This window comes from Mesorhizobium sp. WSM4308 (assembly GCF_002294905.1).
Lineage (GTDB): Bacteria > Pseudomonadota > Alphaproteobacteria > Rhizobiales > Rhizobiaceae > Mesorhizobium.
In genome coordinates, this window is the sequence record NZ_NSFW01000002.1 from 467,588 (window position 1) to 483,245 (window position 15,658).

At 63.2% G+C, this 15,658-nt stretch carries 15 protein-coding genes; 14 read left to right on the forward strand and 1 reads right to left on the reverse strand.

All coding sequences use genetic code 11. From position 1 onward, the window contains the following. Positions 1-10: 10 nt before the first annotated feature. The 6 genes from CK227_RS05065 to CK227_RS05090 all read left to right on the forward strand — a co-directional run bounded on the left by CK227_RS05065 (position 11) and on the right by CK227_RS05090 (position 6,103). On the forward strand, positions 11-1,105 hold the full coding sequence (locus CK227_RS05065; RefSeq protein ID WP_095771818.1) for a hemolysin family protein: 1,095 nt from the start codon (positions 11-13) through the stop codon (positions 1,103-1,105). A gap of 13 nt (positions 1,106-1,118) precedes the next feature. Beyond that, positions 1,119-1,589, forward strand: a complete 471-nt coding sequence (locus CK227_RS05070; protein WP_095771819.1) for a VOC family protein — start codon at positions 1,119-1,121, stop codon at positions 1,587-1,589. 201 nt (positions 1,590-1,790) lie between these two features. Further along, positions 1,791-3,383, forward strand: coding sequence for an apolipoprotein N-acyltransferase (lnt, locus tag CK227_RS05075; protein ID WP_095771820.1), 1,593 nt, complete (start codon positions 1,791-1,793; stop codon positions 3,381-3,383). 138 nt (positions 3,384-3,521) lie between these two features. Continuing rightward, entirely contained in the window at positions 3,522-3,941 is a 420-nt protein-coding gene (locus tag CK227_RS05080; protein ID WP_095771968.1) for a helix-turn-helix transcriptional regulator, read from the forward strand. 168 nt (positions 3,942-4,109) lie between these two features. Next, positions 4,110-5,375: a methionine adenosyltransferase gene (gene metK, locus CK227_RS05085; protein WP_095771821.1), complete on the forward strand. Its 1,266-nt coding sequence runs from the start codon at positions 4,110-4,112 to the stop codon at positions 5,373-5,375. A 26-nt stretch (positions 5,376-5,401) separates the two neighbouring features. Further along, positions 5,402-6,103, forward strand: coding sequence for a tRNA (guanosine(46)-N(7))-methyltransferase TrmB (locus CK227_RS05090; RefSeq protein ID WP_095771822.1), 702 nt, complete (start codon positions 5,402-5,404; stop codon positions 6,101-6,103). Positions 6,104-6,123: 20 nt separating this feature from the next. Here CK227_RS05090 and CK227_RS36625 read toward each other — a convergent pair whose 3' ends face one another. Then, positions 6,124-6,288: a hypothetical protein gene (locus CK227_RS36625; RefSeq protein WP_095771969.1), complete on the reverse strand. Its 165-nt coding sequence runs from the start codon at positions 6,286-6,288 to the stop codon at positions 6,124-6,126. A gap of 286 nt (positions 6,289-6,574) precedes the next feature. Between CK227_RS36625 and rimP the strand changes: the two genes are divergently transcribed. The 8 genes from rimP (at position 6,575) to rpsO (ending at position 15,315) form a co-directional block, all read left to right on the forward strand. Then, entirely contained in the window at positions 6,575-7,222 is a 648-nt protein-coding gene (gene rimP / locus CK227_RS05100; protein WP_095771823.1) for a ribosome maturation factor RimP, read from the forward strand. 49 nt (positions 7,223-7,271) lie between these two features. After that, entirely contained in the window at positions 7,272-8,867 is a 1,596-nt protein-coding gene (gene nusA, locus CK227_RS05105; RefSeq protein ID WP_095771824.1) for a transcription termination factor NusA, read from the forward strand. A gap of 38 nt (positions 8,868-8,905) precedes the next feature. Continuing rightward, positions 8,906-9,556, forward strand: a complete 651-nt coding sequence (locus CK227_RS05110; protein ID WP_095771825.1) for an RNA-binding protein — start codon at positions 8,906-8,908, stop codon at positions 9,554-9,556. Next, complete coding sequence (gene infB / locus CK227_RS05115; protein ID WP_095771826.1) at positions 9,553-12,132, forward strand: translation initiation factor IF-2; 2,580 nt, start codon at positions 9,553-9,555, stop codon at positions 12,130-12,132. Before CK227_RS05110 ends, infB begins: the two co-directional genes overlap by 4 nt. Before the next feature lie 173 nt (positions 12,133-12,305). Next, the gene (rbfA, locus tag CK227_RS05120) at positions 12,306-12,746 is read left to right on the forward strand and encodes a 30S ribosome-binding factor RbfA (RefSeq protein WP_095771827.1); all 441 of its coding nucleotides are present in this window, start codon (positions 12,306-12,308) and stop codon (positions 12,744-12,746) included. Beyond that, entirely contained in the window at positions 12,746-13,723 is a 978-nt protein-coding gene (truB, locus tag CK227_RS05125; RefSeq protein ID WP_095771828.1) for a tRNA pseudouridine(55) synthase TruB, read from the forward strand. Before rbfA ends, truB begins: the two co-directional genes overlap by 1 nt. A 44-nt stretch (positions 13,724-13,767) precedes the next feature. Further along, on the forward strand, positions 13,768-14,862 hold the full coding sequence (gene corA / locus CK227_RS05130) for a magnesium/cobalt transporter CorA (RefSeq protein WP_095771829.1): 1,095 nt from the start codon (positions 13,768-13,770) through the stop codon (positions 14,860-14,862). A gap of 78 nt (positions 14,863-14,940) precedes the next feature. Then, the gene (rpsO, locus tag CK227_RS05135; protein WP_269465810.1) at positions 14,941-15,315 is read left to right on the forward strand and encodes a 30S ribosomal protein S15; all 375 of its coding nucleotides are present in this window, start codon (positions 14,941-14,943) and stop codon (positions 15,313-15,315) included. Positions 15,316-15,658: the final 343 nt, after the last annotated feature.

Below are 15,658 nucleotides of genomic sequence, written 5' to 3' on the forward strand. Positions count from 1 at the left end.
CCGGACGACGATGAACGACAAACCAGAGACTGCCGCCCGCCCTGACGCCGGCAGTGCGCCCAAGGCTTCCGATACGTCGGAAGAGGGATCAAGTCCGAGTACCGTTACCTCTGGTGCTGCCAGCGCCGGCAGTGCAGCCAGCGAGCCTTCGCCTGCCGGACCCTCCCTGTTCGATCGTGTTTTGGGCCTGTTCAGGCAACGTAATGGCACCAGCCTGCGCGAGGAAATCGCCGACGCTCTGGCCGAGACGGCGAGCGATGCCGGTGCCTTCTCGCCCGGCGAGCGCGCCATGCTCAACAACATCCTGCGCCTGCGTGAAGTGCGCGTCGAGGATGTCATGGTGCCGCGCGCCGATATCGAGGCGGTCGAGATCACCACGACACTCGGCGATCTCCTGGGCACCTTCGAACAATCCGGCCATTCCCGCATGCCGGTCTATTCCGAGACGCTCGATGACCCGCGCGGCATGGTCCATATCCGCGACGTGCTGGCCCACATCACCAAGCTCGCGCGCGTCAAGAAGGGGCGCACGACCAGGAAGACGCCCGTCGCCACGCAACTCGATCTTGCCCAGGTCGACCTCGCGCGCACCATCGGCGAGCTCAATCTGATCCGCCAGGTTCTGTTCGTGCCGCCCTCGATGCTTGCTTCCGACCTGATGGGCCGGATGCAGACAACGCGCACGCAGATGGCGCTGGTCATCGATGAGTATGGCGGCACGGACGGGCTTGTCTCGCTCGAGGACATTGTCGAAATGGTCGTCGGCGACATCGAGGACGAGCATGACGACGACGAGCCGATGATCACCCAGGCCGGAGACGGCGTGTTCATCGTCGACGGCAAGGCCGAGATCGACGAGGTCGCCAAGATGATCGGCGAGGATTTCGCCGCCGGCGAACATGGCGAATATGTCGACACCATCGGCGGCATGATCTTCAACACGCTCGGCCGCGTGCCGGCGCGCGGCGAGGTGGTGCAGGCCATTCCGGGCTTCGAGTTCCATGTCCTCGATGCCGATCCGCGCCGCGTCAAGCGCGTGCGCATCGTGCAAAGCCAGAAGGGCGAACGCCGTCGCCGCGCCACGGCCCGCACCGAACAGGCTTGAGTTTCCGCTGCAGATGACGGTGGACGACCCGTTCAAGCATTCAAGTCTGGGTTCCGGTGTCTTCTACAGAGATCCGCGCGCAGCGCTGGCGTGGCTCGAAGCGGCTTTCGGCTTCGAGCGCAGCATGGTGGTGAGCGATGCCGACGGCAACCTCGTCCACGCCGAGATGCGGTTCGGCGACTGCTACATCATCGTCGATTCCGAATGGAGCGATTATGTCGCGAGCCCGGCTTCGGTCTCGGGCAAGAACACGCAGTCGGTCTATGTCAGGCTCAGGGATGGCCTGGAGGCGCATTGCGAGAAGGCGCGGGCGGCCGGCGCCGACATAATCCAGGAGCCGACGGACCAGTTCTACGGCGAACGCCAGTATCGGGCTCGCGATCGCGAGGGCCATGTCTGGACCTTCACCCAGCCCATCCGTTGCGTTTCCCGCGAAGAGGCCGAGCGGCTGAGCGGCCTGCGCATCGACGGCTGGCACCGGTAATGCATGTCGCCCCAAAAGTGACCTCGGTTTGGGAGAACGACATGCATAAAAACAAAGCTCTAAAGCGCGTCGCATGAATCCGTTTCAACGCGACGCCCTCCAGAGCGCGATCGGATCATCGCGGCTGACAGGCAGGCGTTTGGAGCGCGGGCCGCGGCCTGATAAATCTTGCGTCCTGATTCGCGCGACTCGGAAGTATGCATGGAGCGCCTGACCGGCCGGATAATTCTGCTTTGGGGTTGGCGGCGTGCGCTCCTGGCCTTTCTTGCCGGGGCGCTGGCGGTGCTTGGCCAGGCGCCCTATGATTTCTTCGCTGCCTGCTTCATCTCGTTTCCGCTGCTGGTCTGGCTGCTCGACGGCGCGACCGGCGAAGCTTCAGGCAGCCTTTTCAGACGCTTGCGGCCGGCCTTCGCCGTCGGCTGGTGGTTCGGCTTCGGCTATTTCCTCGCCGGCCTCTGGTGGATCGGCTCGGCGTTGCTGGTCGAGGCAGACGACTTTGCCTGGGCGCTGCCCTTCGCCGTGGTCGGCATTCCCTTCGCGCTCGCCTTTTTCTACGGCTTCGCGACGATGGTCGCCCGGCTTCTGTGGAGCAGCGATATCGGCCGCATCGCCGCCCTTGCCTTCGGCTTCGGGCTGATGGAGTGGCTGCGCGGCTTCCTGTTCACCGGTTTCCCCTGGAATGCCATAGGCTACGCAGCAATGCCGGTGCCTCTCCTCATGCAGAGCGTGTCGGTGACCGGCATGATCGGCATGAACGTGCTTGCCGTGTTCCTCTTTTCATTGCCGGCGCTGCTCGCGGCGCGCCGGCATCTGCGCCTGGGTGCGGCGCTGTTCGGCCTGCTTGCATCGGCCCATGTCGGTTTCGGCTACATCCGGCTTGCCGCTCCTGAAAAACCGGCGGAGCGCAGCCTCGATGTCCGCATTGTCCAACCGGCCGTCGACCTCAGTGAAAAATGGGATGCCTCGGTGCGCGACCGTATCTTCGCCACCTTGCTCGGCCTGTCCGCCAAGGCGCCGGACCCCGGTCACGCCAAGCCACAGCTCATTCTTTGGCCGGAAACCTCGGTGCCGTTCCTCTTCACCGAGCGCCCCGACGCGTTGACGGCGCTGGGCGACATGCTGGCCGATGGCCAGATGCTGATCGCCGGCGTCGTTCGCGAGGAAGGCGGCTCGGCGGCCAGCACTGACAGCCGCTATTACAATTCCGTGGTGGCGATCAACGACAGGGGCGAAATCGTCGATGCCGTCGACAAGGTCCATCTGGTGCCGTTCGGCGAGTACCTGCCTTTCGGCGACCTGCTCAACCGTTTCGGCATCGCGCAGCTTGTCGCCGGACCGGTGACGTTCGCTGCCGGCAACGAGCGCCACGCCATCACACTGCCGGGCGGCATCCGTGCCCTGCCTTTTATCTGTTACGAGGTGATCTTTCCCGATCTTGTGGCAGTTGACGCTGCGTCAGCACAGCTTATTGTGAACGTTACCAATGATGCCTGGTTCGGGGACACACCGGGACCGTATCAGCATTTCAGGCAGGCCCAGATTCGCGCGGTGGAGAACGGATTGCCCTTGCTGCGTGCTGCCAACAACGGCATCTCGGCCGTCGTCGATCCACACGGACGCATCGTCGATGCACTGGCCATCGACGCGCGCGGAGCCATCGATGTGAAAGTGCCGATTGCCGGACAGACAGTCATTTCCTCGGGCCAGAGGCGCATTAACGGAATGCTGATCATGTTGCTGTTTGCGCTCGGGGGGGCGCTGTTGAGCGTAAGGCAAAGGCTACGGGTGAATTGACAGCCGACACATTAGAAACTCATACTGTATCGCCTGAAAATTTCTCGAAGTCGGTGGATCGGTCTGTTGGGGCAGTCGCCTCCGGCTTTTTTTGGGCGGGAAAAAATCACAAAGCCGAAAAAATTCGGCGAGGAAAAAATGACAGAAGAAAACAAGAAGAAACCCAATCCCATAGACATTCACGTTGGAAGCCGCATCCGGCTTCGCCGCAACATGCTCGGAATGAGCCAGGAAAAGCTGGGCGAAAATCTCGGCATCACATTTCAACAGATCCAGAAATATGAAAAGGGCACCAACCGCGTCGGCGCCAGCCGGCTGCAGGCGATAGCCTCGATACTCGGCGTGCCCGTCGCCTTCTTCTTCGAGGATGCGCCGGGCCAGGAGGCGGCGGCCGGCCGCGGCTTTTCCGAGGATGCGTCGATGGCTTTCGCCGTCGAATTCTGCGGCAGTCCCGAAGGCCTTCAGCTCAACCGGGCCTTCGTCAAGATCGCCGACGTCAAGGTCCGCCGCAGGATCATCGACCTAGTGAAGTCGCTCGCCGCCGAAGATCTCGACTGACCCTCGATGCACCTCGAACCGGCGGCATTCGCCGCCGGTGGCACAAGATATCGACATCGACAGTCGTGCCAGCATGGCGGCAACGCTTGACGAGCGACGCTTTGCCCCGCTAACACGTGGCGCGCCAAAATCGGCAGCCTGCCGATCGTTTTTCAAGAGGGGACACCCGTGACGCGGCAGAACTACTTCTTTACCTCGGAATCCGTTGCCGAGGGCCATCCCGACAAAGTCTGTGACCGGATCTCCGACGAGATTGTCGATCTGGTCTACCGTGAGGCCAAAAAGACCGGCATGGACCCATGGAAAGTCCGTGTCGCCTGCGAGACGCTCGCGACCACCAACCGCGTCGTCATCGCCGGCGAAGTGCGCGTTCCCGAGACGCTGCTGAAGAAGGACAAGGCTGGCAACATCCTCAAGGACGCCGCGGGCCACCCGGTGGTGAATCCGGCAAAATTCAAATCCGTCGCCCGCAAGGCGATCCGCGAGATCGGCTACGAGCAGGCCGGTTTCCACTGGAAGACGGCCAAGATCGAGGTTCTCCTGCACGGCCAGTCGCCCGACATCGGCCAGGGCGTCGACAACGCCGCCGACCGCCAAGGCGAGGAAGGTGCGGGCGATCAGGGCATCATGTTCGGCTATGCCTGCCGCGAGACGCCGGACCTGATGCCGGCGCCGATCTACTATAGCCACAAGATCCTCGAACTGCTGGCCGCCGCCCGCCACCAAAACAACGGCGAGGCCGGCAAGCTCGGCCCGGACGCCAAGAGCCAGGTCACCGTCCGCTACGTCGACGGCAAGGCCGCCGAGGCAACGCAGATCGTGCTGTCGACCCAGCATCTCGACGCGACGTGGGACTCCAAGAAGGTCCGCAAGGTCGTCGAACCCTACATCCGCGAGGCGCTTGGTGAGCTCAAGATCGCCGACGATTGCATGTGGTACATCAACCCGACCGGCAAGTTCGTCATCGGCGGCCCGGACGGTGACGCCGGCCTCACCGGCCGCAAGATCATCGTCGACACTTATGGTGGCGCGGCACCGCATGGCGGCGGCGCCTTCTCGGGCAAGGACACGACCAAGGTCGACCGTTCGGCAGCCTATGCAGCGCGCTATCTCGCCAAGAATGTCGTGGCGGCGAAGCTTGCCGACCGCTGCACCATCCAGCTTTCCTACGCCATCGGCGTCGCCCAGCCTCTGTCGGTCTATGTCGACCTGCACGGCACCGGCAAGGTCGACGAGGCGAAGCTCGAGGATGCGCTGCGCACGGTGATGGACCTGTCACCGTCGGGCATCCGCCGCCACCTCGACCTCAACAAGCCGATCTATGCCAAGACGTCGTCCTACGGCCATTTCGGCCGCAAGGCCGGCCGCGACGGGTCTTTCTCCTGGGAAAAGACCGATCTCGCCAAGGCGCTCAAGGATGCTGTCGCGGCCTGAACGCTGCGACAGACCTGCGCCGCCAGATGAGCCCGCAAGACAGGCCAAGCCGTACGACCGAAGCCTTTTTCGGTCGTCGGCGCGGCAAGCCCGTCCGTCCGCAGCAGGCGGCGGCCCTGGAAAGCGGGCTTGGCGCCTACCGGCTCGATCTGACGGCTGATGCGCCGTCGGATCTGCGCACTCTGTTTGAAAGTGACGTTTCGGCCGTCAGGCTCGAGATCGGCTTTGGCGGCGGCGAACATCTTCTGCACCGCGCCATCGAGGCGCCGACAACAGGCTTCATCGGTGTCGAGCCCTTCGTCAACGGCATGGCCAAGATGATGATGGCGGTGCGGGCAACGCCGCTGGCCAATTTGCGGGTCCATGACGATGACGCCACCCGGCTGCTCGACTGGCTGCCGCCGGCCTCGCTCGACGGCATCGATCTTCTCTATCCAGATCCATGGCCGAAAAAGAAGCACTGGAAGCGGCGTTTCGTCAGTCCGGTCAATCTCGAGCGTTTCGCGCGGGTCTTGAAACCGGGCTCAAAATTCCGCTTCGCGTCCGATATCGACACCTATGTGAACTGGACCTTGCTGCATTGCCGGGCGCATGGCGCCTTCGCATGGCAGGCGGCCGAAGCCGCCGACTGGCATCGCCCCTATGAGGGCTGGCCAGGCACGCGTTACGAGGCGAAGGCCGTTCGCGAGGGCCGGCGGCCTGCCTATCTGACCTTTGTCAGGAAATAGGCGCGTCCCTCGCCGGATTTTCAGAAACGGCCGATTCTGTTGAAGATGGCCGGATCCATGCCGAGCTTGCGCAAATCGTCGGCGCGGGGCTTGCGCCCGGCTTCCACCGAGCGTGACGCGGCAACGGCGCCGCCGAATGCGGTGAAGATCTCGCCCAAGGCGGAAAACAGTCTGCGATTGCTCATGATCTTGTCCTTTCGCGCGCCACCGCGCGCCTCTTCTGTTCGTGTCGTGGCTAACAAATAAGAGCGCTCCGCCGGCTCTCACAGAGGGATTGGCGCATGGTGGCCATGCGCCTGGAGCAATGCTGACGCTGTCAGCCCTTTTGCCGGTTCGGCACGGCGGGCTTGAAACACCGGCCATGTTCGTTTATATCAACCTCAAATTCTTGGTCGGTATGACGAAGAGTGGGTCCACCCGGTCCCGCTCTTTTTTATTACCTGCCGATAGGTTCGAAACGACAGGTACTTGATGACTGCAACGGCAAGCGAAGGTGACGACCGCATCATCCGCGAAAGCGGCATCGATGCGCGCATTGCGCTGATCGTTCAGCCGGTGCTGCGCGGTATCGGCTTTCGCCTCGTGCGGGTGCATCTGTCCGGCCAGAACGGACTGACGCTGCAGATCATGGCCGAACGCGAGGACGGCACCATGACCGTCGAGGATTGCGAAGAGGTCAGCCGCGCGGTGTCGCCGGCGCTCGACGTCGATGATCCGATCGAAAAGGCCTATCATCTCGAAGTCTCTTCGCCCGGCATCGACCGGCCGTTGGTGCGCAAATCCGATTTCGTGACCTGGACCGGTCATCTGGTGAAGATGGAAACATCGGTCATCGTCGCGGATCGCAAGCGCTTCAAGGGCAAGATCGCCGAGGCCGGTGAGAACGACGTGCTGATCGAGCGCGACAAGGCGGCCTATGGCGAGGAACCGACGGTGCGCGTGCCTTACGACGCCATTGCCGAAACCCGGCTGATCCTGACCGACGATCTCATCCGCGATGCGTTGTCGAAGGACAACAGGGCGCGCAAGGAAGCCAAGAAACGCCGCGGCGAACCGGATGACGACGCGCCCGAGGGTGCGGAAGCGGACGCCACGGAAGAACACGAACAGGAAAGTTGATTGAGCTGCCGGGCCCAAAAGTCCGGCAAACAGGCTCGGGAGAAAAAACATGGTTGTAAGCGCCAATAGACTTGAACTGCTGCAGATTGCCGACGCCGTCGCGCGTGAAAAGTCGATCGACAAGTCGATCGTCATCGCCGCCATGGCCGATGCGATCCAGAAGGCGGCGCGTTCGCGTTACGGCCAGGAGACCAACATCCGCGCCGACATCAACCCGAACACCGGCGAGATGAAGCTGCAGCGGCTGATGGAAGTGGTCGAAAAGGTCGACGACTACGCCACCCAGATCGCCATTTCCTCGGCTCGCGAGCGCAATCCCGACGCGCAGCTCGGCGACTTCATCGCCGAACAGCTGCCGCCGATGGATTTCGGCCGCATCGCCGCGCAGTCGGCCAAGCAGGTCATCGTGCAGAAAGTGCGCGAGGCCGAGCGCGACCGCCAGTATGACGAATACAAGGACCGCATCGGCGAGATCGTCAACGGCACCGTCAAGCGTGTCGAATATGGCAATGTCATCGTCGATCTCGGCCGTGGCGAGGCGATCATCCGCCGCGACGAGCTCATTCCGCGCGAAAACTACAAATATGGCGACCGCGTCCGCGCCTATGTCTACGACGTGCGCCGCGAGCAGCGCGGCCCGCAGATCTTCCTGTCGCGTACGCATCCGCAGTTCATGGCCAAGTTGTTCACCATGGAAGTGCCGGAAATCTATGACGGCATCATCGAGATCAAGTCGGTCGCCCGCGACCCGGGCTCGCGCGCCAAGATCGCCGTCATCTCGCGTGATAGTTCGATCGATCCGGTCGGCGCCTGCGTCGGTATGCGCGGCAGCCGCGTCCAGGCCGTCGTCGGCGAATTGCAGGGTGAGAAGATCGACATCATTCCGTGGTCGCCCTCGGCCGCCTCCTTCATCGTCAATGCGCTGCAGCCGGCGGAAGTCGCCAAGGTCGTGCTCGACGAGGATGCCGAGCGCATCGAAGTGGTGGTTCCTGACGATCAGCTGTCGCTGGCCATCGGCCGCCGCGGCCAGAACGTGCGCCTCGCCTCGCAGCTCACCGGCTGGGATATCGACATTCTGACCGAGGCCGAGGAATCCGAGCGCCGCCAGAAGGAGTTCGTCGAGCGCTCGGCGCTGTTCATGGAAGCCCTCGACGTCGACGAGATGGTCGGTCAGGTGCTGGCCTCCGAAGGCTTCACCAGCGTCGAGGAAGTCGCCTATGTCGACGCCGGCGAAATCGCCTCGATCGACGGCTTCGACGACGACACCGCTTCGGAAATCCAGACCCGCGCCCGCGAGTACCTCGAAAAGATCGAGGCCGAGCACGACGAGAAGCGCAAGGCGCTGGGCGTCAAGGACGAACTGCGCGAAATCCCCGGCATCACCACCGCCATGATGGTGACGCTCGGTGATGATGGTGTGAAGACGATCGAGGATTTCGCCGGCTATGCCGCCGACGACCTGACCGGTTGGAAGGAACGCAAGGACGGCGAGACCAAGGTCTATCCGGGCGTGCTGGCCAATCACGGTGTTTCGCGCGCCGATGCCGAACAGATGGTGCTCAACGCCCGTCTCAAGGCCGGCTGGATTTCCGAAGACGAGCTTGCGGCCGAAGAAGCATCGGCTGACGAAGCCGTTGGTGCGTGAGGTGAAACCGCATCGCACACAACCCGCCCTTGGACGAGATGAACGATCGCACCTGCATCGTTACCCGCAAGCAGGCCGAACCGGATGAACTGATCCGGTTCGTCGTCGGCCCGGATTCGGCCGTCGTTCCCGATCTCAAGAGAAATCTGCCCGGCCGCGGTTGCTGGGTGAGTGCCGACCGCCTACATATTGAGAAGGCGGCGGCCAAGAACCTTTTTGCCCGCGCCTTCAAGGCACAGGTGGTTGTGCCGTCGGATCTTGGCGGCATGGTCGATGGGCTGCTTTCCAGATCCGCTCTGGGCATGTTGGGTCTCGCCCGCAAGGCAGGCGCAATTTCTCTTGGCGCCACCAAGGTTGAGAGTGCCGTGCGCGGCGGACTGGCGCTTTTCGTGCTCCACGCGACCGAAGCGTCGGACGATGGCGTGCGCAAGATCAGCCAGGCGCGGCGGGCGACCGTCCATATTGGCGGCCCTTCCATCCTTGCCTACAAACTTTTCTCCGAGGCCGAGTTGAGCTTGGCATTGGGGGGTACAAATGTGATACATGCTGCCGTCCTCGCGGGAGACGCGGGTAAGGCGGTCCAGAAGCGCATGGTTGCGCTCGACCGGTATCGGGGCGGTACCCCGGACGATCTGGCAATGCTTGCGGCCGTTGCTGACGAAGATGAGGCCGCAGAGGATATGGAATGAGCGATACGAAATCGGGCGACGACAAGACGTTGAGTGTTACACCTAAGAAGACCTTGACGCTGAAGCGCCCCGGCATGGAACAGGGCACCGTGCGCCAGAACTTCTCGCATGGCCGTACCAAGTCGGTCGTGGTCGAGACCAAGAAGCGCAAATTCTCCCTGCCCGGCGACAAGCCGGAGCCGGCTGCCGCGGCCCCTGTGCCCGTCTTCACGCCGAAGCCGCCGGTCGCGGCGGCCCCAGTCGTGCAGGAAGCGCCGAAGGCTGCGCCTCCGCCTGCCCCGCCGGCTCCGGTCGAGCGCAGCGGCATGGTGCTGAACGAACTGTCGCGCAGCGAAATGGAAGCCCGCCGCAGGGCGCTGGAAGGGTCCAAGGTCCGCGAGGTCGAAGACCGTCAGCGCGCCGCCGAGGAAGCCAAGCGCCGGGCCGAGGACGAAGAGCGCCGCAAGCGCGAGCGCGAGGAATCCGCACGCCGCCAGGCCGAGGAAGAGGCACGGCTGCAGGCCGAGGCCGAATCGCGCCGCCGTGCCGAGGAAGAAGCACGCCGCCGCGCGCCGCTGGCCGCGGAACTGGCAACGGCGGACGAAGAAGAGGTCAAGCCGAAGCGGGCTGGCGCGGGCGCGCCGGTGCGTCGCCTGGTTACGCCCGAAGTGGCGCGTCCGGCCAAGCCGACCAAGGGCGAGGAAGATCGTCGCCGTGGCAAGCTGACGCTGAATTCCGCGCTTTCCGACGAGGATGCGCGGGCCCGTTCGCTGTCGTCGATGCGTCGCCGTCAGGAGAAGTTCAAGCGCGCGATGCACAATGAGCCGCGCGAGAAAGTCATGCGCGAAGTGATCCTGCCCGAGACCATCACCATCCAGGAACTGGCGCAGCGCATGTCCGAACGTGCGGTCGATGTGGTCAAGTTCTTCATGAAGCAGGGTCAGATCCTGAAGCCGGGCGACGTCATCGACGCCGACACGGCCGAACTGGTCGCCACCGAATTCGGCCACACGGTCCGCCGCGTCGCCGAATCCGACATCGAGGAAGGCCTGTTCAACATCGCCGACAACGCCGAGGACCTGGTGCCGCGTCCGCCGGTCGTGACCATCATGGGCCACGTCGACCACGGCAAGACCTCGCTGCTCGATGCCATCCGCAACGCCAATGTCGTCTCCGGCGAGGCCGGCGGCATCACCCAGCATATCGGCGCCTATCAGGTCGAGAAGAACGGTCAGAAGATCACCTTCATCGACACGCCCGGCCACGCTGCCTTCACGGCGATGCGTGCCCGCGGCGCCCAGGCCACCGACATCGCTATCCTGGTGGTGGCGGCCGACGACAGCGTCATGCCGCAGACGATCGAATCGATCAGCCATGCCAAGGCCGCCGGCGTTCCGATCATCGTGGCCATCAACAAGATCGACAAGCATGACGCCGATCCGCAGAAGGTGCGCTCCGAACTGCTGCGCCATGAGGTCTTCGTCGAATCGATGGGCGGTGAAGTGCTGGACGTCGAAGTGTCGGCGACCAAGGGCACCAATCTCGACAAGTTGCTCGAGGCGATCCTGCTGCAGGCCGAAATCCTCGACCTGAAGGCCAATCCGGACCGTACCGCCGAGGGTGTCGTCATCGAAGCGCAACTCGACAAGGGCCGTGGCCCCGTCGCCACCGTGCTGGTGCAGACCGGCACCTTGATGCCGGGCGACATCCTCGTCGCCGGCAACGAATGGGGTCGCGTACGCGCTCTGGTCAACGATCGCGGCGAGCAGATCAAGGAAGCGCCGCCGGCGATGCCGGTCGAGGTGCTCGGCCTTCAGGGCACACCACAGGCCGGCGACCGCTTTGCCGTGGTCAACAACGAGGCCCGCGCTCGCGAGATCACCGAGTATCGCCAGCGTCTGGCGCGCGAGAAGGCGGTGGCCAGGCATGCCGGCCAGCGCGGCTCGCTCGAACAGATGATGTCGCAGTTGCAGACGAGCGGGTTGAAGGAATTCCCGCTGGTCATCAAGGGTGACGTGCAGGGTTCGATCGAGGCGATCAACGCCGCGTTGGACAAGCTCGGCACCGACGAGGTGCGTGCGCGCATCGTCCATGCTGGCGCCGGCGCCATCACCGAAAGCGACGTCTCGCTGGCGGAAACGTCTGGTGCGGCAATCATCGGCTTCAACGTCCGTGCCAACGCACAGGCACGTGCCGCGGCAGCCGCCGCGGGCATCGAAATCCGCTACTACTCGATCATCTACAACCTGGTGGATGATGTGAAGGCGGCTTTGTCGGGCCTGCTGTCGCCGGAGCGTCGCGAGACCTTCATCGGCAATGCCGAGATCCTCGAGATATTCGACATCACCAAGGTCGGCAAGATCGCCGGCTGCCGTGTCACCGAAGGCAAGGTCGAGCGTGGCGCGGGCGTGCGCCTGATCCGCGACAACGTCGTCATCCACGAAGGCACGCTGAAGACGCTGAAGCGCTTCAAGGACGAGGTTTCGGAAGTCCCCGGCGGCCAGGAGTGCGGCATGGCCTTCCAGAACTACGAGGACATGCGCGTCGGCGACGTCATCGAGTGCTTCCGCGTCGAGATGGTGACCCGGACGCTCTGAGTTCGCGTGACTTGTCCATGCCAGGCGGTGGTCGAAAGACCGTCGCCTGGAGTTTATTGTGAAATTGCGCATCGTGCTTTTCGAAACCGAATTCGATTTCGGGCCGATGCGTTGACATATGAGACATGCGGCACGGTCCTATCCCGTGCCTCACGCTTTCAGGATTGAGAAAAATGCCCCGTCCAACCACATCCAGCCCGTCCCAGCGTATGCTGCGCGTTGCCGAACAGGTGCGCCACGCGCTGTCCGAAACGTTGCAGCGCGGTGAGATCATCGATCCGCTGATCGAAAATACCGTTGTGTCGGTCTCGGAAGTGCGCATGTCGCCCGACCTGAGGGTTGCCACCGCTTTCGTTTCGCCGCTTGGCGCCAAGGACGCGAATGCTGTTGTGGAGGCTTTGAACAAGCATGCGAAATTCGTCCGCGGCCGTGTCTCCGGCGCTCTGCGGCAGATGAAGTTCATGCCGGAGTTCCGCTTCAAGCTCGACACCTCCTTCGACAATTTCGCCAGGATCAACGATCTGCTGAAGTCGCCTGAAGTGGCGCGCGATCTCGATGCGGACGACGACAAGACCAGAGACGACAGGGCCAAAGACGACAAGGACAGCGAATAATGGGGCGCCGCGGCAAGAAGAAGGGCCGGCCGGTCTCCGGCTGGGTGGTGCTGGACAAGCCCGTGGGCATGGGCTCGACCGAGGCCGTGTCCAAGATCAAATGGCTGTTCCAGGCGGAAAAGGCCGGTCATGCCGGCACGCTCGATCCGCTGGCTTCCGGCATGCTGCCGATCGCGCTCGGTGAGGCCACCAAGACCGTTCCCTATGTGCAGGACGGCGCCAAGATCTACCGCTTCACCGTCGCCTGGGGGCAGGAGCGCTCGACCGACGACCTTGAAGGACCGGTGACGAAGAGTTCAGACCTCCGTCCGGCGGAGGCCGAGGTCAAGGCGCTGCTGCCGAAATACACCGGCGTCATCATGCAGACGCCGCCGCAATTTTCGGCCATCAAGATCGCGGGCGAACGCGCCTACGACCTCGCCCGCGAAGGTGAGACAGTCGATATTCCCGCGCGCGAGATCGAGATCGGCCGCCTCGACGTGGTCGAACACCACGCCGACCATACCGTTTTCGAGGTCGAATGCGGCAAGGGCACCTATGTGCGTTCCCTGGCCCGTGACATGGGCCGCGATCTCGGCTGCTTCGGCCATATCAGCAATTTGCGCCGGGTCGAGGTCGAGCCGTTCACATCGGAGGATTTCGTCACCATCGCCGAGCTGGAAGCGGCCCGTTTCGGTGCGCAAGGCGAGGACAAGCCGGAGCCTGCCGACGACGCCGATGCGATTGACGTGCCAGTGGACTTCGGCGCGATCGACGCGCTTCTTGTCGACACGTCGGCGGCTCTCGACTGCCTGCCGCAGATCGCCATCAGCGACGATGCGGCGACCAAGATCCGCCTCGGCAATCCGGTCATCATTCGCGGCCGCGATGCGCCTGTCGAGGCCGAGGAAGCCTGCGCGACGGCTCGCGGCAAGCTGGTGGCCATCGGCGCGATCGAACAAGGCATGTTCAAGCCCAAGCGGGTCTTTGCCGGTTGACGGCTCTCGGCTAACTTCACATCGACTCTACGCTCGAGGGGCACATGGCAAAGGTCGAGGCGGTGAAGAAGCGGGCGCCTGTAAAGATGAGGCGGCCGCCGGTAGGCGCTTCGCCGGGCACGCTGATCGCCGATCCGGCGGCGCGACGCTCCGAATTGCGGCTGACCTTGATCTCGCCGCAGAAGTTCAAGACCATCGACAATGCCAGCATCGACGATGTCGAGGCCAATTGCCACAAATGGCCGGTGATCTGGCTCGACTGCACCGGCCTCGCCAACATCCAGCTGATCAAGGAGATCGGCCGCATCTTCAGCCTGCATCCGCTGGCGCTGGAGGATGTCGTCAACACCGGCCAGCGGCCCAAGGTCGACTTCTTCGAGGATCATGCCTTCGTCGTCGTGCGCATGATCGACGATGTCACCGCGCATCGCTACGAGCAGATCGCCGTCTTCGTCGGAGAGAACTTCGTCGTCACTTTTCAGGAGCGCGAGGGCGATCCGTTCGACCCGGTGCGCAAGCGCATCGAGAGTTCGGCGCCCAACCGCTTGCGCACGCGCGGCGCCGACTATCTGGCCTACGCGTTGATCGACGCCATCGTCGACAGCTATTTCCCGCCGATCGAGGCGGCCGGCGACCTGGTCGACGGCATCGAGGATGAGATGCTGCATTCGCCGCACAAGCATCAGATGCGGCAACTGCACGAATTGCGGCGCGACGCCAACGTGCTGAAGGGCGTGCTGTGGCCGATGCGCGATGCATTGGCGACGCTGATCCGCAACGACGTGCCCTATGTTGGAGCCGAGACCAAGGTCTTCCTCAATGACACGCTCGACCACTCACTCAGGCTGATCGAACTGGTCGAGACCCAGCGCGACATGCTGACCGGGCTGATCGAGATGCATCTGTCGCTGAGCCAGGCGCGCACCAACGACGTCATCAGCTATCTCACCATCGTCTCGGTCATCTTCATGCCGCTCACCTTCCTGGTCGGCGTCTGGGGCATGAATTTCAGTCCCGATACCTCGCCATGGAACATGCCGGAGCTGCGGTCTTACTATGGCTATCCGGCGGCACTCGTCTTCATGCTGCTTGTCGCGGTCGGCTTGATTGCCTTCTTCAAATGGAAGAAATGGCTCTGACGCCGATAAAACCGGGCATTTGGGGCTGAAAAGCCGGCTTGGTGAATTGGGCTGGTGTTTTGCCGGGAATTGCACTATATGCGCCGCAGCATAGCGCCACGACGCTTTGCTTGCACCGGCCCCTGCTGGACGACATCCCGGCTGAGGGCGACCCGTTTCCTCAAACAGATAAGGAAAAACACGATGTCGATTACTGCCGAGCGCAAGAAGGAATTGATGGGTGAATTCGCGACCGCCAAGGGCGATACCGGGTCTCCGGAAGTCCAGGTGGCCATCCTTTCCGAGCGCATCAAGAACCTGACCGACCATTTCAAGGACCACAAGAAGGATAACCATTCCCGCCGTGGTCTGCTCGCTCTCGTGTCCCAGCGCCGCAGCCTGCTTGATTACCTCAAGCGCAAGGACGACGCGCGCTATCAGACACTGATCGAGAAGCTCGGTCTGCGCCGTTGACGAATTGACCGGCGGGCTCCCTCAAGGAGTCCGCCGGTCGCGCATTCGAGCACCGGACCAATCCGATCTCGAATGCAGGACTGGAGCGCCGCGCAGCCCATCGGGATGCCGGACGGACGCTCCGAAAAGTTGAATTGCGCATGACGCGTTCCGTAAGCCGTGGGTTTCGGGGTCATGCGCAGGCCGATCGATCGATTGGCCATATCCGGCTTCGAGCGTGCAGAGGGCCACTCGGAGCCGCCCATGGACGGTCATGGGGCAGGATTGCAGGACGCTCGTATGGCCACCGTGCCGACAGACCCGAGCCTCCCGTTGTCTTGCCCGTGGCTGCCCGAGAAAGGAA

Bases quoted from the DNA above. Each gene is read 5' to 3' on its own strand.
- CK227_RS05065 (WP_095771818.1), top strand. From the start codon at position 11: ATGAACGACAAACCAGAGACTGCCGCCCGCCCTGACGCCGGCAGTGCG.
- CK227_RS05070 (WP_095771819.1), top strand. From the start codon at position 1,119: ATGACGGTGGACGACCCGTTCAAGCATTCAAGTCTGGGTTCCGGTGTC.
- lnt (WP_095771820.1), top strand. From the start codon at position 1,791: ATGGAGCGCCTGACCGGCCGGATAATTCTGCTTTGGGGTTGGCGGCGT.
- CK227_RS05080 (WP_095771968.1), top strand. From the start codon at position 3,522: ATGACAGAAGAAAACAAGAAGAAACCCAATCCCATAGACATTCACGTT.
- CK227_RS05090 (WP_095771822.1), top strand. From the start codon at position 5,402: ATGAGCCCGCAAGACAGGCCAAGCCGTACGACCGAAGCCTTTTTCGGT.
- CK227_RS36625 (WP_095771969.1), bottom strand. From the start codon at position 6,288: ATGAGCAATCGCAGACTGTTTTCCGCCTTGGGCGAGATCTTCACCGCA.
- rimP (WP_095771823.1), top strand. From the start codon at position 6,575: ATGACTGCAACGGCAAGCGAAGGTGACGACCGCATCATCCGCGAAAGC.
- nusA (WP_095771824.1), top strand. From the start codon at position 7,272: ATGGTTGTAAGCGCCAATAGACTTGAACTGCTGCAGATTGCCGACGCC.
- CK227_RS05110 (WP_095771825.1), top strand. From the start codon at position 8,906: ATGAACGATCGCACCTGCATCGTTACCCGCAAGCAGGCCGAACCGGAT.
- infB (WP_095771826.1), top strand. From the start codon at position 9,553: ATGAGCGATACGAAATCGGGCGACGACAAGACGTTGAGTGTTACACCT.
- rbfA (WP_095771827.1), top strand. From the start codon at position 12,306: ATGCCCCGTCCAACCACATCCAGCCCGTCCCAGCGTATGCTGCGCGTT.
- truB (WP_095771828.1), top strand. From the start codon at position 12,746: ATGGGGCGCCGCGGCAAGAAGAAGGGCCGGCCGGTCTCCGGCTGGGTG.
- corA (WP_095771829.1), top strand. From the start codon at position 13,768: ATGGCAAAGGTCGAGGCGGTGAAGAAGCGGGCGCCTGTAAAGATGAGG.
- rpsO (WP_269465810.1), top strand. From the start codon at position 14,941: ATGCGCCGCAGCATAGCGCCACGACGCTTTGCTTGCACCGGCCCCTGC.